This window comes from Cryobacterium tepidiphilum, assembly GCF_003716325.1.
Classification (GTDB): Bacteria; Actinomycetota; Actinomycetes; order Actinomycetales; family Microbacteriaceae; genus Cryobacterium; species Cryobacterium tepidiphilum.
The window spans coordinates 204,586-225,063 of sequence record NZ_RDSR01000001.1; the positions used below are offsets into that span (position 1 = coordinate 204,586).

A 20,478-nucleotide genomic window follows, 5' to 3' on the forward strand; every position below is an offset into this window, starting at 1 on the left:
AAGCTCTCGATGAGAACGGCCTTGATCGAGCGCGGGGCGGGGGGCTTGACGTTTCACTTGCATTTTGCAAGTATCGACCGCATGAACCTCTTCATCACTTGTCCGGTCGAGAGCGTCGAGCGCGCGACCGCCTTCTACACCGCCCTCGGCTGGACCCTCAATGCCGAGATGTCCGATCACAACGTGTCGTGCTTCAAGATCGCGCCCGAGCAGTACGTCATGCTCGGCAGCCGTGAGATGTACGCGAGCGTCGGCGCCACCGAGGAGTTGATCGGCGGGCCCGACACCCCCTCCAAAGTGACCGTCTCGTTCGGCCTCGGCAGCCGTGAGGCCGTCGATGAACTCGTCGAGCGCGCCGGCGCTGCCGGCGGACGTGTCGGTGACATCGACGACTACCCCTTCATGTACCAGCGCCAGTTCGACGACCCTGACGGCTACCACTACTCCCCGTTCTGGATGAAGCCGGACACCGATCCGATCGCGTGAGTGACCTCGCCGCAGCCCTCGACATTGTCGGAGCACGGTGGGCCCTGCTCATCGTGGAGCGGCTGCTCGACGGGCCGCAGCGATACGGGGACCTGCAGCGCGACCTCGGAGTGCCGACGAACATGCTCGCGACCCGCCTGCGCGAGCTCGAAGCGGCCGGCGTGCTGTCCCGTCTGCCGCTCCGGCACAACACCAGGGCCTACGCGCTGACCGATCGCGGGCTTGCCTTGCGCGAGGCGATAATCGCGCTCGGACGCTGGGGCGCCGAAGAGGCCTAGGTGTGGCGCCTGGCCCCAAGCCCTCGATCGGCATGGTCGCGTTGCGTCGCGACGACGAATTGCTCCCGTGACGTGCGTAGTTGAGGTCGGATCGCCGGCATCTTGTCGACTAACATTCGGGCATGGCAAATCCAGCTCCGATCGATGATGTCGCGATCGGTGGTGAGGTCATCCGCCTCGGGCAGTTCCTGAAATTCGCTGGACTCCTCGACTCCGGCGGAGACGTGAAAGAGGCCATCATCGACGGCCTTGTGGCCGTGAACGGCGAAGTTGATCGCCGACGCGGAAGGCAACTGCAGCCCGGCGACATCGTCAGCTTCGATGGACGCAGGGTTCGCGTCTGCCCGTGAGCGGACCGGCTCAGGACTCTGACGGCACCACGGGTAGCTCGAGCCCGTAGTTCCAGGACATGATGGCCGGCTGCTCGCGGTAATAGCTCAGCACGGACACTGATCCCGCATCCAGGGTTATCTGCGCACCGAATCGAGGGGCCAGTCGCAGGTACACGGCGGTCAGGATGCGCAAGAAGTGGCCGTGTGCCACCAAGGCGACGTCTCCGTTGGCCATCGCAGGCAGTACCCGGGTGAGAACGCGTGACGCGCGCGCAGCAACTTCTTCCACCGTCTCACCCGGCGTCTGCCCACGGATCACGCCGTGGGTGAACGCGCTCCAGTTGTAGCCGAGCTCGCTGCGAATGTCGCGCGTTGTGCGTCCCTCGTATCCGCCGTAGTCCCATTCGACGAGGAGGGGGTCCACTTCAGCATCGAGGCCAGCTAGTTCGGCAGTCCGTCGCGCGCGCTGCAGCGGCGATGTCAGGACGAGCGAGAACTCGTAGCCGACGAGCAGCTTGCCGGCACCACGGGCAAGGTCCTCTCCTCGGGCAGTGAGGGGAATGTCGGTGAGGCCCGTGTGCTTGCCACTCTTCGACCACTCCGTTTCCCCGTGGCGAAGGAGAATCAGCTTCCCCGATGGGTTATCCGGCGCGGGGTGGTCGGGCAGTGGATCGTTGGTGAGCACATTTCAACAGTAGTGTCGAGTTCGCTCGGGTCTTCACGGGCGAGAAGTGATGGCCAAAGCTCAGCGCGGCCTGTCGCTGTAGGTTGTAGGTTCCCGGAAACGAGAAAACCCCCGGCTCGGCCGAGGGTTTTCGCAGTGGCTCCGACCGGCATCGATCCGGTGACCTTTCGATTTTCAGTCGAACGCTCTACCAACTGAGCTACAGAGCCGTGAAGGCCGCAATGCGGCCGTCTAAGACAAAAGCCCTTCCTCAGAAGGGCTTGTCGCCTGCGACCCTGACCGGACTTGAACCGGCGACCTCCGCCGTGACAGGGCGGCGCGCTAACCAACTGCGCTACAGGGCCAAATGTGAAACCTTTGGTGCTTTTTTCAATTATAGGCGTGACCCCAACGGGATTCGAACCCGTGTTAACGCCGTGAAAGGGCGCCGTCCTAGGCCGCTAAACGATGGGGCCGGCGAGGTCACAAACCGCATGACTTCCGACGCATAAGCATAAGGGGCATTTGCTTCAATGCCAAAATCGAGGCGGATGCCGCGGGCAACCCCTGTCGACAGGCGCGCGTCGCGGCACCCGGAATTCGGTGCGGCGCGCGCAATTGCGCGCACTGTGACCCAGGTTCCAGTGCTTCCGGCGAGGCCCAGCGCACGGAAAGCGCAGAGAAAGGGGAGCGGGCGGCGCGATTTCACCCCGGAATTGGGGGGAAACGTACCCAGCTCGGGGGTCATCGGCGGGCCGCGACTCGCCCTCGGGCCGCTCGCTTGTTACCGTGAACAGTCGCCACTCAAGGCAACGAGACATCGAAGACGACTCACTGGGCCGCCGATCGGGGAAGTATGCATCGCACCGGAATCGCGACGAATCGCGGAGCGTGGGCAGGTCTGCGCACTTTACGAACTCGACGCGAAGGTCGACTTTCACGGCTTTCGGGGGGTGCGATCGCCGCGGTGATTGCGCTCGTCGTCTCGCTCGCGGGCCCCGCGCACTCCGCGCTTGCCGTCGACTATCCGACCTGGGACGAGCTGCAGCAGGCGAAGTCGAACACCGCTGCCGCCGCTGCCAAGGTCGCCGAGATCAAGACGTTGATCGGCGGCCTGCAGGACCAGGTCGCGGCGACCGAGGCTGAAGCCGAGGCTAAGGGTGTTGCGCTCCAGGACGCGCAGTTCGCGTTCGACGCTGCGACCCGGCGCGCTGCGGACCTCGCCGCGCAGGCCAAAGAGAGTGCGAAGACAGCGGATGCCGCCACCCGGCAGGCCGGCCAGCTCGCCTCCCAGCTCTACCGCACCGGTGGCACCGACCTGAGCGTGAATCTTCTCCTCCAGGGCAGCGGCAACGGCGCCGGTGCCGAACAGCTGCTCTCCAAGCTCGGGAGCATGTCGAAGCTCGTCGAGCGCAGCACCGAGATCTACGAGGACGCGCAGACGGCCGAGAACACCGCCCGGTCGCTCGGTGACCAGGCCGAAGCCGCCAAGAAGGTGCGGGAACAGCGTCGCGTCGAGGCGCAGAAGGCGATGGCTGAGGCGCAGGCGGCAGCGGATGCGGCAGCAGCCGCCCTCGCCGAGTCGCAGGCGAAGAGCGTCGAGCTCAAGCAGCAGCTCGCGTTCCTGCAAGACACCGAGGCGAAGACGGCGACGGCCTACAAGGAAGGCGTTGCCGAACGAGCGCGCATCGCGGCCGCGAAGGAAGCGGCGCGGCGCGCTGCCGAGGAGGCGGCGCGCGAGGCGGCCGCGGAGGCGGCTGCCGAGAGCGGGAGTTCCGGCGCGGGACTCGGCGGCGGCTACGTCGGCGACGAGGGCTGGGCTGTGCCTGCCAATGGGCGCATCACCGACGGGTACGGCCCCCGCGCGGTGATCTGCGGCAACGACGGCTGCAGCAAGGGGTACCACTCGGGCACCGACCTCGGGGCCGGCTGCGGCGCGAACATTTATGCCGCGCACTCCGGAACCGTCGACTACGCCGGCCGCATGGGAACGTACGGCAACTTCATCCTGCTCGACAACGGCGGCGGGGTGTCCACCGGCTACGCCCACATCGTCGACGGCGGAATCCACGTCGACTACGGCGAGCACGTGGAGGCGGGCGAGGTGATCGCCAGCGTCGGCGAGACCGGCGCCGCCGACGGCTGCCACCTGCACTTCGAGGTCCGGATCAACGGCAGCACCATCGACGCCGAACCGTTCATGGCCGACAGGGGGGCGCCACTTGGCTGACACCACCACGGGCAAGCCGAGGGGGTTCTTCTCGCGGCTGAGGCCACGCACGATGCTTTCCGTCGTCGCCGTGGGAGCGACCGGTGCCGTCGCGGCATCCGCTGGCATCGCCATGCCGGCCGCCTTCGCCGACCAGAACTACCCGAGCTGGGACGACGTTCAGAAGGCGAAGCAGAACGAGGCGGCGACGAAGGCGGAGATCGACAAGATCGGCTCCCTGCTCACCGGCCTGCAGCTCGCCGCCGAAGAGGCGTCCATCCGCTCGCAGAAGGCCGCGGAGGCGTATCGGGTGTCGCTCGACGACCTCGCCGCGGCCAAGGCCCGTGAAGAGAGCCTCACGACCCAGGCGGCGGCCGCCAAGAAGAAGGCCGAGACGTCGAAGATGCGGGCCGGCCTCATCGCCGCACACCTGGCCAAGACGGGCGCGCAGAACCTCTCGCTCAACCTGTTCCTGAACGGCAACGGCGCGACCGACCTGCTCCACCAGCTCGGCACGGCCAGCAAGCTGAGCGAGCAGTCTGAGCTGATCTACCGCGAGGCGCTGCAGGACCAGAACACGGCGGAGGCGCTCGGCGAACAGGCCGCGTCGGCGAAGGCCGAGCGGGAACGGCTTACCGCCGAGTCGAAGGACCGCTACAACGAGGCGAGTACCGCCGCGCAGGACGCCGAGGCGGCGTACACGACGCAGCAGGAGAAGTCCGACCAGCTGTTCGAGCAGCTGGCGGTGCTGAAGAACACGACCGCCGAGACCGAGCGCTCCTACCGCGCCGGCGTCGAGGCCGCCGCGGCGGCGAAGGCGCTGGCCGAGGCCCAGGCGGCCGCGGCGGCGAAGGCCAAAGCGGAGGCGGATGCGCGCGCCGCGAAGGAGGCCGCCGACAAGGCGGCCGCGGAAGCGGCCAAGCCCAAGCCCAGTCGGCCGAGCCCGCCCAAGCCGCCGGCCAGCGGCGGATCCAGCGGTGGATCCAGCGGCGGATCGAGCGGTGGGTCCAGCGGCGGATCGAGCGGTGGGTCCAGCGGCGGATCGAACGACTCCGGCGGCTCCGGTGACTCCGGCGGTTCCGGAAGCGTTGGGGCGCCCAGCGCGGGCGCCGTCGACACCGCGATCTCCTTCGCGCGTGCGCAACTCGGGGAGCGCTACGAGCTCGGCGGTTCCGGTCCCAACGTTTGGGACTGCTCGGGGCTGACGCAGGCGGCATATGGCGCTGCAGGAATCTACATCGGCACGCACTCGGCGACCAACCAGTACTACACGATGGCGGACCGCGGGCTGCTGGTGCCGTTCAGCGATGTGCGGGTGGGCGACCTGGTGTTCTGGTCGAGCGGATACGACTACTACCACGTGGCGATCTACATGGGCGGCGGCCAGGTGCTCGAGGCTCCCGACGTCGGGAAGCCCGTGCGCATTCACGCGATCTGGGGCTGGGGCGACGTCGCCTCCTACGTGGGCCGCCCCTCCGCCTGACCCGCCGGCGCGATCCGGCGCATCCGTGCCGCTGACTCGCGGACTTGCGCCTTCGTATCGACGCGAATGGCCCCTTCACTCGAGGTGAAGGGGCCATTGCTGACGAGAGGGGCGGAGGGCCTAGTGGCCTTCCTCCGCGAGCTTGGTGATTCCGTCGCGCACGATCTGGTCGGCCTCCGCGGCGTCGCCCCAGCCCTCAGTCTTGACCCACTTGCCCGGCTCGAGGTCCTTGTAGTGCTCGAAGAAGTGCTCGATCTCCTTGCGCGTGAACTCGGGGATGTCGTCGACGTCCTGGATGTGGTTCCAGCGCGGGTCGCCCGCCGGCACGGCGATGACCTTGGCGTCTGAGCCGCCGTCATCCGTCATGTTGAACACGCCGACCGGACGCACCGAGACCCCGACTCCCGGGAAGAGCGGGTAGTCCAGCAGCACGAGCACGTCGACCGGGTCGCCGTCGAGGCCGAGGGTGTTCTCGAAGTAGCCGTAGTCGGTCGGGTAGACGAACGACGTGTAGAGCACGCGGTCAAGGTAGACCCGGCCGGTCTCGTGGTCGACCTCGAACTTGTTGCGGCTTCCCCGCGGAATCTCGATGACGGCGTCGTATTCGCCCATGGTGCTCTCTCCCTTTGTTTCAAGCCTTCGTGCGGGGTGCCGGGCAGCGCGTGTGCCGGTTCCACGTCTGCCGATAACGTTACTGGATGCACTCCGACCGCAGGCCCCGGCTGACCCCCGCCATGGCCGACGTGCGCCGGGCGGTGCGCAAGGCGCTCGCAATGCAGGCGGGACCGGTGCTGGTGGCCCTGAGCGGCGGGGCCGACTCGCTGGCCCTCGCCGCCGCCACCGCGTTCGAGGCGCCGCGGGCCGGGCTACGCGCGGGCGCCGTCATCGTCGACCACGGCTTGCAGGCCGGGTCAGCGGATGCCGCGGCGCAGGCCGCGCAGGCGGCCCGCGAGCTCGGGCTCGATCCTGTTCTGGTTCGGGCCGTGGTCGTGGCTGGCGACGGGTCCGGTCCCGAGTCCGCCGCGCGCGCCGCCCGCTACCGTGCCTTCGAGGAGGCGATGCGCGACACCGGCGCCACCCACGTGCTGCTCGGGCACACGCTCGACGACCAGGCGGAGACGGTGCTGCTCGGGCTGGCCCGCGGATCCGGGCCCACGAGCCTGCAGGGCATGTCGTCGGTGACCGGGCCGTACCTGAGGCCGCTCCTCGGCATCCGTCGCGCGACGACGCAGCAGTACTGCCGGGATGCCGGCCTGTCGCCGTGGGCCGACCCGCAGAACGGCGACCCGCGCTACGCCCGGGTGCGCGTGCGGCAGCGCGTGCTCCCGACACTGGAGCAGGAGCTCGGGCCGGGCGTCGCCGAGGCGCTGGCGCGCACGGCCGAGCAGCTGCGTGAGGACGCCGACGCGCTCGACGCCCTCGTACTCGAGGTGATCGAGGAGATCTGCGAGCCGGCCGAAGGCGGCATCGCGGTGTCGGTGGGAGCGCTCGCGGCGAACCCGCCCGCGCTCCGGCAGCGCATCATCCGCTTCGTCGTCGAAAGCGAGTTCGGCGTGACACTCAGCCGCGCGCAGACGCTCGCGGCCGTGCGGCTGGTCACCGACTGGCACGGCCAGAAAGGCGTCGACCTGCCAGGCGTTAGAGTGGAACGTCAGAACGGCTTGCTGGTCTTCCGCGTGACCAGGGCCGTCGCTGCAGACCATTGAGCGCTGCCCACCCGACACGCGCTGCAGACACCGAACCGAAGGATTCCGCGCCTTTATGGAACCACGCGACATTGACAGCGACCTCACCGAGATCCTGATCGAGGAGGAGGAGATCCGCGCCAAGCTCGCGGAGCTGTCCCGCCGGATCGAGGCGGACTACGCCGGCAAGGACCTGCTGCTCGTGGGGGTGCTGAAGGGCGCCGTCATGGTGATGGCCGACCTGGCGCGTGAGCTGACGCATCCGGTGACCATGGACTGGATGGCCGTCAGCTCCTACGGCAACGGCACCGAGTCCAGCGGCGTCGTGCGTATTCTCAAGGACCTCGACAGCGACCTCACCGGCCGCAATGTGCTCATCGTCGAGGACATCATCGACTCGGGCCTCACGCTCTCGTGGCTGCTGGCCAACCTCAACTCCCGCGGGCCGGCGTCGATCGAGATCTGCGCCCTGCTGCGCAAGCCCGACGCCGCCCGGGTCGACATCGACGTGAAGTACGTGGGCTTCGACATCCCGAACCAGTTCGTGGTCGGGTACGGCCTGGACTACGCCGAGAAGTACCGCAACCTGCGCTGCGTCGGCGTGCTCGCGCCGCACGTCTACGCCTGATCGCCGTCCTCTCCCCGTGAGGGGACGACTTTTCCTAGTGCAGAGCGGCCAGAACTAGTAAAAGGTGACCCCTCACGGCGGTGGGGGAGGGAGAGCGTGCTCTCGTTCCTCCTGCGGCGAACACTCGGCGTTCCCTCAGTGGTAAGCGGTAGCCTGTGAGGACCATGAACGTGAAGAAGCTTCTGCGCGGCCCGATTCCCTACATCGTGCTGGCCGTCATCGTCCTCTGGGTGGGGTCGGCCCTCATCAGCATGTCCGGCGGATACCGCCAGATCTCGACCCAGCAGGGACTCGAGTTCCTCACCCAGGACAAGGTCGCCGAGGCGACCATCGTCGACGGCGAGCAGCGCGTCGACCTCACACTCACCGCGGCCGACAAGGAGCTCGGCAAGCGCGTGCAGTTCTATTACGTCGCCCCCCGTGGCGACGAGGTCGTTCAGGCCGTGACGGATGCCCACCCCGCCGACGGTTTCACCGACCAGGTTCCCAAGCCCAACTGGTTCACGTCCATGCTGGGCTTCCTCATCCCCCTCCTGCTGCTCGGCGGCTTCTTCTGGCTGATGCTCTCCGGCATGCAGGGCGGCGGCAACAAGGTCATGCAGTTCGGCAAGTCGAAGGCGAAGCTCGTCTCCAAGGAGAGCCCGCAGGTGACGTTCGCCGACGTGGCCGGCGCCGACGAGGCCATCGAAGAGCTGCAGGAGATCAAGGACTTCCTCAAGGAGCCGGCGAAGTTCCAGGCCGTCGGCGCCCGCATCCCGAAGGGCGTGCTGCTGTACGGCCCTCCCGGAACCGGTAAGACCCTGCTCGCCCGGGCCGTCGCCGGCGAGGCCGGCGTGCCGTTCTACTCGATCTCCGGCTCCGACTTCGTGGAGATGTTCGTCGGCGTCGGCGCCAGCCGCGTGCGCGACCTGTTCCAGCAGGCCAAGGAGAACTCGCCGGCCATCATCTTCGTCGACGAGATCGACGCCGTCGGCCGTCACCGCGGCGCCGGCATGGGCGGCGGCCACGACGAGCGCGAGCAGACCCTCAACCAGCTGCTGGTGGAGATGGACGGCTTCGACGTCAAGACCAACGTCATCCTGATCGCCGCCACCAACCGCCCTGACATCCTCGACCCCGCACTGCTGCGCCCGGGGCGCTTCGACCGGCAGATCGGCGTCGACGCACCCGACATGCTCGGCCGCAAGAAGATCCTCGAAGTGCACGCCAAGGGCAAGCCCATGGCCCAGGGCGTCGACCTCGAGGTCTTGGCCCGCAAGACGCCTGGCTTCACGGGCGCCGACCTGGCCAACGTGCTCAACGAGGCGGCGCTGCTCACCGCGCGCTCCAACGCGCAGCTGATCGACAACCGTGCCCTCGACGAGGCCGTCGACCGGGTCATGGCCGGCCCCCAGCGTCGCACGCGCGTCATGCGCGACCAAGAGAAGCTCATCACCGCCTACCACGAGGGCGGCCACGCCCTGGTGGCGACGGCCATGCGCAACACCGACCCGGTGACGAAGATCACCATCCTCCCGCGCGGCCGCGCCCTGGGCTACACCATGGTCATGCCGCTCGAGGACCGCTACTCGGTCACCCGCAACGAGCTCCTCGACCAGCTCGCCTACGCGATGGGCGGCCGCGTCGCCGAGGAGATCGTCTTCCACGACCCCACCACCGGCGCATCCAACGACATCGAGAAGGCCACCGGAACCGCCCGCAAGATGGTCACCGAGTTCGGTATGAGCTCCGAGGTCGGGCCGCTGAAGCTCGGGCAGGCCTCCGGTGAGATGTTCCTCGGCCGCGACATGGGCCACCAGCGCGACTACTCGGAGCGACTGGCCGAGCGCGTCGACACGGAGGTGCGTGAGCTGCTCGAGAACGCGCACGACGAGGCGTACGAGGTGCTCAGCAACAACCGCGGCATCCTCGACTCCCTCGCCGCCGCCCTGCTCGAGCACGAGACGCTCGACCAGAACGCCCTCGCCGAGATCTTCAAGGATGTCGAGAAGCTGCCGCCGCGCCCGCAGTGGCTCTCCAGCGACAAGCGCCCGGTCTCCGACCTGCCTCCCATCGCGCTCCCGACGCCCAAGGCGCCCATCGACGAGGGCGCCGTCGACGGCGGGATCACGAGCGGCGGCAGCGCCACCGACAAGCCCAAGCGACTGCCCGGCATCAACCCGCGCCCCGCCACGGCCTAGAACCGCCGTGGGGGTCGACAGGGCACGGATCGAGGCGGCCGTCACCGAGATCCTCGCCGCCATCGGCGAAGACCCGGGCCGCCCGGGCCTCGCCACCACGCCGAAGCGGGTCGCCGAGGCGTACGACGAGTTCTTCGCCGGTCTCGGCCGCGACCCCGCCGTGCACCTGCGCGGCAGCGTGCCGGTCGGGCCCGGGACGGGCGAACTCGTGCTCCTGCGCGGCATCGCCTTCCGGTCGGTGTGCGAGCACCACCTCCTGCCGTTTCTCGGAACGGCGCACATCGCCTACCTGCCCGGCGACCGCGTCGTCGGCCTCGGACGCCTGCCCGCCGTCGTCGAGACGATCGCGGCCCGCCCGCAAATGCAGGAGCGCCTGACCGAGGAGATCGCCGACGCCCTGCAGGAGGGCCTCGACCCGCGCGGCGTGCTCGTCGTCCTCGACGCCGTGCACGGCTGCGTGGTCGCCCGAGGCTCACGCCAGGCGGGGAGCTCCACCGTCACCCTCGCCACGCGCGGCGCGTTCGACGACCCGGTTCAGCGCGCCGAGGTCATGGCCCTCATCGGCGCACCGTCATGACGCAGGTCATGGGCATCCTGAACGTCACCCCCGACTCGTTCAGCGACGGCGGCCGGTGGGCGCAGGCGGATGCCGCGGTCGCCCGAGGACGGGAACTCGCCGCCCAGGGCGCCGACATCATCGACGTCGGCGGCGAATCCACCCGCCCCGGCGCCGACCGCGTTCCGCCCGAGGCCGAGCAGGAGCGGGTCATCCCGGTGATCCGGGAACTGGCGCGCGCCGGCCTGGTCGTAAGCGTCGACACGCTGCACGCCTCGACGGCCCGCGCGGCGGTGGAGGCGGGCGCCGCCATCATCAACGACGTCTCGGGCGGCCTCGCCGACCCGGCCATGGCATCCGTCGCCGCCGAAACCGGCCGCCCCTACATCGCCATGCACTGGCGGGGACACGCCAAGCAGATGGACACGCTCGCGGAGTACGCCGACGTGGTGCACGACGTGCGACGCGAACTGGAGGAGCGCGTCGACGCGCTGCTGGCCGCCGGCGTTGCGCCGAGCCAGCTCGTGCTCGACCCGGGCCTCGGGTTCGCCAAGCAGGGCCACCACAACTGGGAGCTGCTCGCCCGCCTCGACGAGCTGCAGGCGGTGGGCTTCCCCGTCATGGTCGGCGCGAGCCGCAAGCGGTTCCTGGCGGGGCTGCTCCCCGCCGACGCGCCCGTCACGGCCCGCGATCTCCCGACCTCCGTCATCAGTGTGCTGGCCGCGCAGGCCGGGGCGTGGGCGGTGCGGGTGCACGACGTGGAATCGACCCGGGTGGCACTCGCTGTGCTCGCACGCGTGGACTCCGACAGAATGGACGCATGAGCACCGACTCGATCACCCTCACCGGGCTGCGCGTGAACGCGCACCACGGGCTGTATGACTTCGAGCGCGAGAACGGCCAGGACTTCGTCATCGACGTGACCGTGTGGCTCGACCTGTCGGGCGCGTCGGACAGCATCGACCGCACCATCAACTATGGCGAACTCGCCGTGGAGGTGACCGACGCCGTCGCCACGAACCCGGTCGACCTGATCGAGACCGTTGCGGAGCGCGTCGCCGCCGTCGTGCTCGCCCACGAGGCCGCCGAGCGCGTGCAGGTGACGGTGCACAAGCCCGAGGCCCCGATACCCGTTCCCTTCACGGATGTCGCGGTGACGCTCACGCGCAGCCGCCCGGCCCGGGTGCACGCATGAGCCCCCTCCCGCGCCCCAACATCCGCATGGGCGAGGCGCGTGCCCGTGCACCGCACCGGGTCGTGCTCGCGATCGGCAGCAACCTCGGCGATCGCGCCGAGACCCTGCAGCGCGCCGCCCGGGACATCGCCGACCTCGACGGATTCGAACTCGACGCCGTGTCGGCGTTCGTGGAGTCGGCCGCCGTGAAACCCGACGGGGTCGACGAGGCCGCGCCCCGCTACCTCAACGCCGTGCTGCTCGGCCGGTACGCGGGCGACCCGCACGACCTGCTCGACTCAGTCAACGGCATCGAGGCCGAGCACGGCCGCGTGCGAGCCGAGCGCTGGGGCGACCGCACCCTCGACATCGACGTCGTCGCCGTCGACGACCTCCAGCTCGCCGACGACCGCCTCGTCGTTCCGCACCCCCGCGCGGCCGAACGCGACTTCGTGCTGGTGCCGTGGGCAGAGGTCGACCCGGATGCCGTACTGCCGGGCCGCGGGCGGGTGCGGGACCTGCTCGCCCGCATCCCGAACACCGTGCAGCCGTACCGCGGAGGGGACGAGTGAAGCGCACCACGCCCACACCCATCATCGCCCTGTTCGTGATCGGGCTTGCGATCGGATTCCTCGCCGAGGTCTCCGCCGCCGCGTCGGGCGTGCCGGTGTTCGTGGCGCCGCTGTCGCTGCCCATCACCCTCGTGGTGATCGCGGCCGTGGTGGTCGCCCTCGCCCGGCCGATCCGCAAGGCCACCAAGGGCGATGCCGGGCCGGTCAACCCCTTCGTCGCGCTGCGCGTCGCCGTGCTGGCCAAGTCGGCCAGCCTCAGCGGATCGCTGCTTTTCGGGGCCGGCACCGGCATCCTGCTGTACCTGCTCACCCGCACGGTCATGGCGCCGTCGGAGTCGCTCTGGCTCACCGTGGCGGCGGCGGTCAGCGGCGCCGTTCTGCTGGTCGCCGGGCTCATCGCCGAATTCTTCTGCACGCTTCCGCCCGACGACCACGAGAATGAGCCGGGAGGCGAACATGTCTGAGCACCAGGCCGTCATGGGCGATGGGCAGGCGGGGCAGGCGCAGGCGGACCAGGCGCAGGCGGACCCGCACTCGGCGGAGCCACTGGCGCCGGCGCCCGCGGACGGCCCGCGCCTGGAACTGCCGGCCGTCGGCGAGTGGAAGCGCGTGTCGCCCAAGTACGTCGTCGTCGAGGTCGTCGGCACGCTGCTCTTCGGCGTGGCCGCCTGCGCCGCCGCGGCCGTGCTCTGGCTCGTCGCAGACCAGCAGTGGGCCATCTACCCCGGTGCGGTCATCGCCGTCGGGGTGCTCGTCACGGTGGCGCTCGAGCCGCGTCGGGTGCGCTCCATCGGCTACCAGCTGCGCGACGACGACCTGCTGTTCCGGCGCGGCATCATGTTCCAACGCTTCGTCGCGGTTCCGTACGGGCGGATGCAGCTGGTCGACATCACGCGCGGCCCGGTCGCCCGCTGGCTGGGCCTGGCCGACCTGAAGTTCGTCACCGCAGCCGCCGCGACCGGCGTCGCCATCCCCGGCCTCCCCGAAGCGGAGGCGGACCTGCTGCGCGACCGCCTGGTCGAACTGGCCGAGAGCCGCCGGGCGGGACTGTGAGCTCCCCGACCAGGGCTGCGTCGACCTCGCTCGCCGACGGCGCCTGGCACCGGCTGCACCCGGCGACGCCCCTGTTCCGCGGCGGGATCTTCATGGTCGCCGTGCTAGGCTTCATCCTCGCCAACCTCCGCGAACGGCTGGTCGACTTCTTCTTCCGGGTTCCCACCTACGGCGGCGACCCGCTCGACGAGATCTTCCGGCGTGGAGCGGTGGGCTGGGCCCTCCTCGCGATCGCCGTGGTGCTCATCGTCATCCTCGTCGTGTTCTACCTCATGTGGCGCATGCACACCTTCCGGGTAGACGCGGAGTCGGTCGAGGTGCGAAGCGGCTTGCTCCTGCGCAGCAACCGCCGTGCCCGGCTCGACCGCATCCAGGGCGTCAACATCTCGAGGCCCCTGGTGCCCCGGCTGTTCGGGGCCGCGCGCCTCGACGTGAGCGTCGCCGGCCAGGACGCGACCGTGCAGTTGGCCTACCTCGGGTCGGCGGTGGCCGACGAGCTGCGCCGCGACATCCTTCGTCTGGCCTCGGGCGCCAAGCAGGCGGCCGCCCCCATAGCGCCGACGGATGCCGCCCCACCGTCGGACGCGCACCCCGACGCCCTGCACGGTTCGGCACCCGCCCACGGGTTCGAGGGCGCGAGCCGGTTCGCGGCCGCCCGGGTGCAGGAGTTCCTCTCGCCCGAGCTCGACCCCGACGCCGCCCCGCCCGCGTCGGTGGTGCGCATTCCCCCGCAGCGGCTGGCCGGCTCCATCGTCTTCAGCCTGTCCACCCTCGTGCTCGTCACGCTCGCCGTCGTCATGGCCGTGCGCGCGGCGACCGGCAACCCGGACTGGCTGATCGGCGCCGTGGTCCCCGTGCTCGGTGGCCTCGGCTACTCGTTCTCCCGCTTCACCAAGTCGCTGCGCTACAGCATCGCCGGCACGCCCGACGGGGTGCGGGTCGGCTACGGCCTGCTCTCCACGAACAACGAGACTCTCCCGCCCGGGCGCATCCACGCCATCCACGTCTTCCAGCCGCTGCTGTGGCGCCCGTTCGGCTGGTGGCAGGTGCGCATCAACAAGGCCGAACGCTCCGCGAACCGCGGGGCGGCCGGCCAGGCCGCCAGCACCACCACCCTCCCGGTGGGCACCCTCGCCGACGTCATGAAGGTGCTCGAGCTGATCCTGCCCGGGTACGACGACGACCAGGCGCGTGCGCTCGTCACCCAGGGCCTCCTCGGCACCGGCCACGCGGGCGACGGGTTCGCCAACGCCCCGCGCCGAGCCGCCTGGCGGCGGCCGCTCTCCTGGCGCCGCACCGGGTACGCCGTCGACGACGGCGTGGTGCTGTTTCGCCGCGGGGTCATCACCCGCGACCTGATGCTCGTGCCGCTGGCGCGGCTGCAGAGCGTCGGCATCAGCCAGGGGCCCCTGCAACGGATGCAACGGCTCGCGTCGGCGAAGCTGCACACGGTCGCCGGCCCGGTCACCGCCTCCCTCCCGGTGGTGGCGCAGGCGCAGGCGCTCGTGCTGTTCCAGGCGCTCGCGGCGGGAGCCGTCGCATCCGCTGAGGCCGACACGACCCACCGCTGGCGGAGCGAACGAGCCGCGGCCCCTGCGGGCACGGGTACGGCGGGGGCGGAAGGAGCAGGAGCATGAGCACACGTCCGGGACGGCTCGGAGTCGGCATCATCGGCGCCGGTCGGGTGGGGCCGGTGCTCGGCGCTGCCCTCGCCGGCGCCGGGCACGCGCTCGTCGGAATCAGCGCCATCTCGAAGGAGAGCCGGGACCGGGCGGAGGCGATCCTGCCGAACGTGCCCGTGCTCACGGTGCCCGAGGTCGTCGAGCGCAGCGAACTGGTCATCATCGCCGTGCCCGACGACCAGTTGGAGAGTCTCGTGGCCGGCCTCGCCGCCACCAAGACCTGGCAGCCGGGCCAGCTCGTGCTGCACACCGCCCCGGGCTTCGGCGCGAACGTGCTGGCCCCCGCGCTCGCCGGAGGCGCCATCCCGCTGGCGGTGCACCCCGCCATGACGTTCACCGGCACGAGCATCGACATCCCGCGCCTCGCCGACTGCTACTTCGCGGTCACCGCGCCGACGCCCGTGCTCCCGATCGGGCAGGCGCTCGTAGTGGAGATGGGCGGCGAACCGGTGATCGTGGCGGAGAAGGACCGCGCGACCTACGCGGAAGCGGTGGAGACGGCGACAGCGTTCTCCACGTCGATCGTCGAACAGGCCACCGGGCTGCTCGCATCCGTGGGCATCGAGCATCCCGGTGCCGTCATCGCACCGCTCGTGCGCTCGGCGATGGAGAACGCGCTGGCCCGCACCGCGCCGCCCGTGCTCGACCTGTCGGTGCTCCCGCCGTTCCCCGACGATGAGCCCGAGGAGGACGACGAGTGAACGCATCCGCTGGCCGGCCCGAGGTGATCGGGAGCATCGCGGACGTGCGCGCGCGCCTCGCCGCCGCCCGGCAGGAGGGCGCAGCCGCCGTGCCCCGGGTCGCGCTGGTGCCCACCATGGGGGCGCTGCACGACGGCCACCTCGCGCTCGTGGAGCGCGCGCGGGAGATCGCCGACATCGTCGTGGTCTCCATCTTCGTGAACCCCCTGCAGTTCGGCGCGGGCGAAGACCTCGACCGGTACCCGCGCACCCTCGACGCCGACCTGACCCGCCTGGCCGAGGCGGGCGTGCCGTTCGTGTTCGCGCCCACCGCCCGCGAGATGTACCCGGAGGGCTCGCCCGGAACCCGGGTCACAGCCGGCGCGGTCGGCTCCCTTTATGAAGGCGCGGCGCGCCCGGGCCACTTCGACGGCATGCTCACGGTGGTCGCCAAGCTGTTCAACATCGTCGGCCCCGACGTGGCCGTGTTCGGGCAGAAGGATGCGCAGCAGGTGTTCCTGGTGCAGCGCATGGTCGCCGACCTCGACCTGCCGCTTCGCATCGACGTCGCCCCGATCGTGCGCGAGGAGAGCGGGCTCGCCCTCTCCAGCCGCAACCGCTACCTCGACGAGGCGCAACGGGCCGCGGCGCACGCCCTGTCGGCGGCGCTCGCGGCCGCGGCATCCGTTGCCCGGGGCGGCGACGCGACGGCGGGGCAGGCGCTGGCCGCAGCCCGCGACGCCATCGAAGCCGCGCCAATGGTTAAGCTGGACTATCTCGTTGTCGTGCATCCGCACACCTTCCTCCCGGTCGGCGACGACTACCGGGGGCCGGCCAGGATGCTGGTCGCCGCGCTGGTCGGAACCACGAGGCTCATCGACAACACCGCACTCGACCTCGATACGGGCCGGACCAGCACCCGCTGACCGCCCCGACGGAGAACCGCATGACCGAGAACACGACCACCGCCCTCGCCGACGCAACTGCCGACGCTGAGGCCATTGCCGCCGCCGAGATGAACGAACAGAAGGCGGTGCGCATGGCCAAGCGCGAGCGCCTGAACGCGGCGGCGGGCGCCCCCGGCGGCGGCGCCTACCCGGTGTCCGTGCCGGTCAGCGACACGATTCCCGCCGTGCGCGCGCGCTTCGAAGGCCTCGAAGCGGATGCCCGCACGGGCGAGACCGTCGCGCTCGCCGGCCGCGTGGTGCACCTGCGCAACACCGGCAAGCTGTGCTTCGCGAGCCTCCAGGCCGGCGACGGCAGCCGCATCCAGGCGATGGTGTCGCTCGGCGAGGTGGGGGAGGAGTCCCTCACCGAGTGGAAGGACCTCGTCGACCTCGGCGACCACCTCTTCGTCTCCGGTGAGGTCATCTCCTCCCGGCGCGGCGAGCTCTCCATCATGGTCGCGTCGTGGCAGATCGCCACCAAGGCGCTGCTGCCGCTCCCGAACCTGCACTCCGAGCTCAGCGAGGAGACCCGGGTGCGCAGCCGCTACCTCGACCTCATCGCCCGCGAGCAGGCCAGGCGGAACGTCATCTCCCGGTCGACGACGGTGGCGAGCCTCCGGTCGACCTTCACCGGGCTCGGCTTCATCGAGATCGAGACGCCGATGCTGCAGACCATGCACGGCGGCGCATCCGCTCGGCCGTTCACCACCCATAGCAACGCCTTCGACACCGAGCTGTACCTGCGCATCGCGCCGGAGCTGTTCCTCAAGCGCGCGGTCGTCGGCGGCATCGACCGCGTCTACGAGATCAACCGCAACTTCCGCAACGAGGGTGCCGACTCCACGCACTCGCCGGAGTTCGCGATGCTCGAGGCGTACGAGGCCTACGGCGACTACAACTCCATCGCCGATCTCACCCAGAAGCTCATCCAGGACGCCGCGCAGGCCGTCGCCGGATCGCACGTGGTGACGTGGGCCGACGGCACCGAGTACGACCTGGGCGGCGAGTGGGATCGCATCAGCATGTACGAGAGCCTCAACGCGGCCGCCGGAACCGACGTGACGCCCGCCACGCCCGTGGCGGAGCTGAAGGCGCTCGCCGAGCGCGAGGGGCTTGAGGTCGACCACCCCACCCACGGCAAGTACGTGGAGGAGCTGTGGGAGCACTTCGTGAAGGGCGACCTGGTGCGCCCCACGTTCGTCATGGACTTCCCGGTCGACACCAGCCCGCTCGTGCGCGGCCACCGCACCACCCCGGGCGTCGTCGAGAAGTGGGACCTCTACATCCGTGGCTTCGAACTCGCCACCGGATACTCGGAGCTCGTCGACCCGGTGATCCAGCGCGAGCGCTTCGTGGAACAGGCGCGCATGGCGGCCGGCGGCGACCCCGAGGCGATGCGCCTCGACGAGGAGTTCCTGCGGGCCCTCGAATACGGCATGCCGCCGTCGGGCGGCATGGGCATGGGCATCGACCGGTTGCTCATGGCGCTCACCGGCCTCGGCATTCGCGAGACCATCCTGTTCCCGCTGGTGAAGTGATGAGCGACGCCGACAAGAAGGGCCCGTCGACGAACCGCATCGTGCTGTGGGTCGTCGTGGGCGGCATCGGCCTGTACCTGGTCGTCTCCGGGCTCATCGGCATCGTTGGCCGCTGACTCCCGGCGCTCGTTCCGTCACCCGCGACGCGCGCGCGTCGCGAGAACAGGAAGAATCGCGGCGATGCGTGCGGCATCATCAGCGGATGCAGCGCTCACTCACGCAGGACAAGGTGCGATTCGGGAACCTGGCCCGGCGCTCACAGCTGGCCGCTCTCGGCTACTCGCAGCGCGACATCCGTCGTGCCGTCGATGAGCACCAGTTGTGGCCGATCCGGCGCAGCTGGGTGGCGCATGCCGGGGCCGACTGGCGGGCGGCTCGCGCCATCGCCCTGGGCGGACGGCTCGCGGCGGCATCGGCGCTGGCGGCCTACGGCGTCTGGGTGACGCGGCCAAGCGGCCTGTGGGTGCAGACGCCGCCGACCGCTGCTCGGCTGCCGCAGCCGGGACCCGGCGAACACCGGCTCTGGTCGCCGGAGCACTTTCCGATCGCCGGTGACATGCGGCATCCGTTGCTGAAAGCAGGAAGGATTGCGCGTCGGGCACGCCCCGCGTCCTGCTTTCGCGACGGAAAGCCCGGGCGCAGCGCGGCGGGGTATCCTAGGAGCACTATGGACAGCTTCTGGGTGAATGCGCTCTACTCGCTCGCCCCCACCGTTGTGGTCGGATTGATCTTCTGGCTCGTGATGCGCTCCATCATTCACGCCGACCGCACCGAGCGGAAGGTCTACGCCCGCATCGAGGCGGAAGAACGCGCGAGACTCGGTCTCGACAAGCCGACCTCGTAGCCGGCCGAGGTGATATTCAATCTCACGACGATCATTGTCCTGGTCGCCCTCCTGGTGGACTTTGTCGTGCGCGTCATCGCGATCGTCGTCGTGCCGCGCAACCGCCGCCCCACCTCGGGCATGGCGTGGCTGCTCACCATCTTCTTCATCCCGTACCTCGGCGGCCTGCTGTTCCTGCTGATCGGCACCCGCACCCTCCCGAAGAAGCGGCTCGCGATCCAGGAGGAGATCAACGAGTTCATCCTCGACAGCACCCAGGGCATGGAACGCGTGCGCCGCGACCACCCGTGGCCGGGCTGGCTCGAGTCCGTCGTCGAACTCAACCGCAACCTCGGCTCCATGCCGCTGGTGGGCGACAACACCGCGAGCCTGCAGAGCGACTACGCCGGCTCGCTGGCGTCGATGACGGATGCGATCAACAACGCCCGCAAGTACGTGCACGTCGAGTTCTATATCCTCTCCCTCGACTCCACCACCGAGCCGTTCTTCGACGCGATGGCGAACGCGGTCAAGCGCGGCGTCACCGTGCGCGTGCTGATGGACCACATCCAGTCGATGCGCAAGCCCGGCTATCGCAAGACCAAGCGACGGATGACGCGTGACGGCGTGGACTGGAAGCTCATGCTCCCGCTCCAGCCGTTCAAGGGCCAGTGGCAGCGACCGGACCTCCGCAACCACCGCAAGCTCCTCATCGTCGACGGCGAGATCGGCTTCATGGGGTCGCAGAACATCATCGACCGCAGCTACAACGAACGGCGGAACATCCGTCGCGGGCTGAAGTGGAAAGACCTGATGATCCGCCTGCAGGGGCCGATCGTCGCCGGGCTGAACGCCATCTTCATCACCGACTGGTACAGCGAGACCGGGGAGCTGCTCACCCGCGACATCGAGCCGGTGCACTCCGTGCGGGTCACCGACCCGCTCGACTGCCAGGTGGTGCCGAGCGGACCCGGGTTCGAGGGCGAGAACAACCTGCGGCTCTTCCTCGCCCTGCTGTACTACGCGCAGGAGCGCATCATCATCACGAGCCCCTACTTCGTGCCCGACGAATCGATCATGTACGCCGTGACGACGGCCGTGCAGCGGGGCGTGCGCGTCGAGCTCTTCGTGTCCGAGATCGGCGACCAGCCGCTGGTGTACCACGCGCAACGCTCGTACTACGAGGCGCTGCTGCGCAGCGGCGTGGTCATCTACATGTACAAGGCGCCGTTCATCCTGCACGCCAAGCACTTCACCATCGACGACGAGGTGGCGGTGATCGGGTCGAGCAACATGGACATGCGCTCGTTCACCCTCAACATGGAGGTATCGCTCATGGTGCGCGGCTCCTCGTTCGTGCGGGAACTGCGGGCGGTCGAGAACGGGTACCGGCTCGACAGCCGGGAACTGACGCTCGAGGAGTGGGAGAAGCAGCCGCTCCGTTCGACGGTGCTCGACAACCTCGCGCGGCTCACCTCCGCAGTGCAGTAGGCCGCGGGCTGCGCCGA

The 20,478-nt window shown here is 69.7% G+C and carries 22 protein-coding genes and 3 tRNA genes; 20 read left to right on the forward strand and 5 right to left on the reverse strand.

Annotated elements, in window-relative coordinates; genetic code table 11:
• Window positions 1–81 precede the first annotated feature (81 nt).
• The 3 genes from EEJ31_RS01005 to EEJ31_RS01015 all read left to right on the forward strand — a co-directional run bounded on the left by EEJ31_RS01005 (window position 82) and on the right by EEJ31_RS01015 (window position 1,114).
• Complete coding sequence (locus tag EEJ31_RS01005; RefSeq protein WP_123044412.1) at window positions 82–486, forward strand: VOC family protein; 405 nt, start codon at window positions 82–84, stop codon at window positions 484–486.
• A complete protein-coding gene (locus EEJ31_RS01010) occupies window positions 483–764 on the forward strand; it encodes a winged helix-turn-helix transcriptional regulator (RefSeq protein ID WP_123044413.1) in 282 nt (93 codons plus the stop codon). The genes EEJ31_RS01005 and EEJ31_RS01010 overlap by 4 nt, the downstream gene beginning before the upstream one ends.
• A 122-nt stretch (window positions 765–886) precedes the next feature.
• Window positions 887–1,114: an RNA-binding S4 domain-containing protein gene (locus tag EEJ31_RS01015; protein WP_123044414.1), complete on the forward strand. Its 228-nt coding sequence runs from the start codon at window positions 887–889 to the stop codon at window positions 1,112–1,114.
• 10 nt (window positions 1,115–1,124) lie between these two features.
• Here the strand turns inward: EEJ31_RS01015 and EEJ31_RS01020 are convergent, their stop codons facing one another.
• From EEJ31_RS01020 to EEJ31_RS01035, 4 genes are all read right to left on the reverse strand, one after another.
• On the reverse strand, window positions 1,125–1,781 hold the full coding sequence (locus EEJ31_RS01020) for a histidine phosphatase family protein (RefSeq protein ID WP_233563656.1): 657 nt from the start codon (window positions 1,779–1,781) through the stop codon (window positions 1,125–1,127).
• Window positions 1,782–1,917: 136 nt separating this feature from the next.
• A tRNA-Phe gene (locus EEJ31_RS01025) sits at window positions 1,918–1,990 on the reverse strand.
• A 61-nt stretch (window positions 1,991–2,051) separates the two neighbouring features.
• A tRNA-Asp gene (locus EEJ31_RS01030) sits at window positions 2,052–2,125 on the reverse strand.
• A gap of 38 nt (window positions 2,126–2,163) precedes the next feature.
• A tRNA-Glu gene (locus EEJ31_RS01035) sits at window positions 2,164–2,236 on the reverse strand.
• 491 nt (window positions 2,237–2,727) lie between these two features.
• Between EEJ31_RS01035 and EEJ31_RS01040 the strand changes: the two genes are divergently transcribed.
• Together EEJ31_RS01040 and EEJ31_RS01045 are read left to right on the forward strand one after the other, a co-directional pair.
• Window positions 2,728–3,990, forward strand: a complete 1,263-nt coding sequence (locus tag EEJ31_RS01040; RefSeq protein WP_233563657.1) for a M23 family metallopeptidase — start codon at window positions 2,728–2,730, stop codon at window positions 3,988–3,990.
• Window positions 3,983–5,452, forward strand: coding sequence for a C40 family peptidase (locus EEJ31_RS01045; protein WP_158603873.1), 1,470 nt, complete (start codon window positions 3,983–3,985; stop codon window positions 5,450–5,452). Before EEJ31_RS01040 ends, EEJ31_RS01045 begins: the two co-directional genes overlap by 8 nt.
• 120 nt (window positions 5,453–5,572) lie before the next feature.
• Here the strand turns inward: EEJ31_RS01045 and EEJ31_RS01050 are convergent, their stop codons facing one another.
• On the reverse strand, window positions 5,573–6,064 hold the full coding sequence (locus EEJ31_RS01050) for an inorganic diphosphatase (RefSeq protein WP_123044417.1): 492 nt from the start codon (window positions 6,062–6,064) through the stop codon (window positions 5,573–5,575).
• Between the two features lie 86 nt (window positions 6,065–6,150).
• Here EEJ31_RS01050 and tilS point away from each other — a divergent pair, with 86 nt between their 5' ends.
• The 15 genes from tilS to cls all read left to right on the forward strand — a co-directional run bounded on the left by tilS (window position 6,151) and on the right by cls (window position 20,461).
• On the forward strand, window positions 6,151–7,158 hold the full coding sequence (gene tilS / locus EEJ31_RS01055; protein WP_123044418.1) for a tRNA lysidine(34) synthetase TilS: 1,008 nt from the start codon (window positions 6,151–6,153) through the stop codon (window positions 7,156–7,158).
• A gap of 55 nt (window positions 7,159–7,213) precedes the next feature.
• Window positions 7,214–7,765: a hypoxanthine phosphoribosyltransferase gene (gene hpt / locus EEJ31_RS01060; RefSeq protein WP_123044419.1), complete on the forward strand. Its 552-nt coding sequence runs from the start codon at window positions 7,214–7,216 to the stop codon at window positions 7,763–7,765.
• Window positions 7,766–7,929: 164 nt separating this feature from the next.
• Window positions 7,930–9,945 carry an ATP-dependent zinc metalloprotease FtsH gene (gene ftsH / locus EEJ31_RS01065; protein WP_123044420.1) on the forward strand — a complete coding sequence of 672 codons (2,016 nt, stop codon included), beginning with the start codon at window positions 7,930–7,932 and terminating at the stop codon, window positions 9,943–9,945.
• A 7-nt stretch (window positions 9,946–9,952) separates the two neighbouring features.
• Window positions 9,953–10,522: a GTP cyclohydrolase I FolE gene (folE, locus tag EEJ31_RS01070; protein ID WP_123044421.1), complete on the forward strand. Its 570-nt coding sequence runs from the start codon at window positions 9,953–9,955 to the stop codon at window positions 10,520–10,522.
• Complete coding sequence (folP, locus tag EEJ31_RS01075; RefSeq protein WP_123044422.1) at window positions 10,519–11,325, forward strand: dihydropteroate synthase; 807 nt, start codon at window positions 10,519–10,521, stop codon at window positions 11,323–11,325. The genes folE and folP overlap by 4 nt, the downstream gene beginning before the upstream one ends.
• Entirely contained in the window at window positions 11,322–11,696 is a 375-nt protein-coding gene (gene folB / locus EEJ31_RS01080; RefSeq protein WP_123044423.1) for a dihydroneopterin aldolase, read from the forward strand. The genes folP and folB overlap by 4 nt, the downstream gene beginning before the upstream one ends.
• Window positions 11,693–12,247, forward strand: a complete 555-nt coding sequence (folK, locus tag EEJ31_RS01085) for a 2-amino-4-hydroxy-6-hydroxymethyldihydropteridine diphosphokinase (RefSeq protein WP_233563658.1) — start codon at window positions 11,693–11,695, stop codon at window positions 12,245–12,247. Before folB ends, folK begins: the two co-directional genes overlap by 4 nt.
• On the forward strand, window positions 12,244–12,711 hold the full coding sequence (locus tag EEJ31_RS01090; RefSeq protein WP_123044424.1) for a DUF3180 domain-containing protein: 468 nt from the start codon (window positions 12,244–12,246) through the stop codon (window positions 12,709–12,711). The genes folK and EEJ31_RS01090 overlap by 4 nt, the downstream gene beginning before the upstream one ends.
• Complete coding sequence (locus EEJ31_RS01095) at window positions 12,704–13,300, forward strand: PH domain-containing protein (RefSeq protein WP_233563659.1); 597 nt, start codon at window positions 12,704–12,706, stop codon at window positions 13,298–13,300. Before EEJ31_RS01090 ends, EEJ31_RS01095 begins: the two co-directional genes overlap by 8 nt.
• On the forward strand, window positions 13,297–14,937 hold the full coding sequence (locus EEJ31_RS01100; protein WP_123044425.1) for a PH domain-containing protein: 1,641 nt from the start codon (window positions 13,297–13,299) through the stop codon (window positions 14,935–14,937). Before EEJ31_RS01095 ends, EEJ31_RS01100 begins: the two co-directional genes overlap by 4 nt.
• Window positions 14,934–15,683 (forward strand): Rossmann-like and DUF2520 domain-containing protein, encoded by a 750-nt coding sequence (locus EEJ31_RS01105; protein WP_123044426.1) that lies wholly within the window; start codon window positions 14,934–14,936, stop codon window positions 15,681–15,683. The genes EEJ31_RS01100 and EEJ31_RS01105 overlap by 4 nt, the downstream gene beginning before the upstream one ends.
• Entirely contained in the window at window positions 15,680–16,588 is a 909-nt protein-coding gene (panC, locus tag EEJ31_RS01110) for a pantoate--beta-alanine ligase (RefSeq protein ID WP_233563660.1), read from the forward strand. Before EEJ31_RS01105 ends, panC begins: the two co-directional genes overlap by 4 nt.
• A 20-nt stretch (window positions 16,589–16,608) precedes the next feature.
• Complete coding sequence (gene lysS, locus EEJ31_RS01115) at window positions 16,609–18,147, forward strand: lysine--tRNA ligase (RefSeq protein WP_123044427.1); 1,539 nt, start codon at window positions 16,609–16,611, stop codon at window positions 18,145–18,147.
• A gap of 202 nt (window positions 18,148–18,349) precedes the next feature.
• Complete coding sequence (locus tag EEJ31_RS01120) at window positions 18,350–18,991, forward strand: hypothetical protein (RefSeq protein WP_123044428.1); 642 nt, start codon at window positions 18,350–18,352, stop codon at window positions 18,989–18,991.
• A 9-nt stretch (window positions 18,992–19,000) separates the two neighbouring features.
• Window positions 19,001–20,461, forward strand: coding sequence for a cardiolipin synthase (cls, locus tag EEJ31_RS01125; RefSeq protein WP_123044429.1), 1,461 nt, complete (start codon window positions 19,001–19,003; stop codon window positions 20,459–20,461).
• Window positions 20,462–20,478: the final 17 nt, after the last annotated feature.

Bases quoted from the DNA above. Each gene is read 5' to 3' on its own strand.
- EEJ31_RS01005 (WP_123044412.1), top strand. From the start codon at position 82: ATGAACCTCTTCATCACTTGTCCGGTCGAGAGCGTCGAGCGCGCGACC.
- EEJ31_RS01015 (WP_123044414.1), top strand. From the start codon at position 887: ATGGCAAATCCAGCTCCGATCGATGATGTCGCGATCGGTGGTGAGGTC.
- EEJ31_RS01050 (WP_123044417.1), bottom strand. From the start codon at position 6,064: ATGGGCGAATACGACGCCGTCATCGAGATTCCGCGGGGAAGCCGCAAC.
- tilS (WP_123044418.1), top strand. From the start codon at position 6,151: ATGCACTCCGACCGCAGGCCCCGGCTGACCCCCGCCATGGCCGACGTG.
- hpt (WP_123044419.1), top strand. From the start codon at position 7,214: ATGGAACCACGCGACATTGACAGCGACCTCACCGAGATCCTGATCGAG.
- ftsH (WP_123044420.1), top strand. From the start codon at position 7,930: ATGAACGTGAAGAAGCTTCTGCGCGGCCCGATTCCCTACATCGTGCTG.
- folP (WP_123044422.1), top strand. From the start codon at position 10,519: ATGACGCAGGTCATGGGCATCCTGAACGTCACCCCCGACTCGTTCAGC.
- folB (WP_123044423.1), top strand. From the start codon at position 11,322: ATGAGCACCGACTCGATCACCCTCACCGGGCTGCGCGTGAACGCGCAC.
- folK (WP_233563658.1), top strand. From the start codon at position 11,693: ATGAGCCCCCTCCCGCGCCCCAACATCCGCATGGGCGAGGCGCGTGCC.
- EEJ31_RS01095 (WP_233563659.1), top strand. From the start codon at position 12,704: ATGTCTGAGCACCAGGCCGTCATGGGCGATGGGCAGGCGGGGCAGGCG.
- EEJ31_RS01105 (WP_123044426.1), top strand. From the start codon at position 14,934: ATGAGCACACGTCCGGGACGGCTCGGAGTCGGCATCATCGGCGCCGGT.
- lysS (WP_123044427.1), top strand. From the start codon at position 16,609: ATGACCGAGAACACGACCACCGCCCTCGCCGACGCAACTGCCGACGCT.
- EEJ31_RS01120 (WP_123044428.1), top strand. From the start codon at position 18,350: ATGCAGCGCTCACTCACGCAGGACAAGGTGCGATTCGGGAACCTGGCC.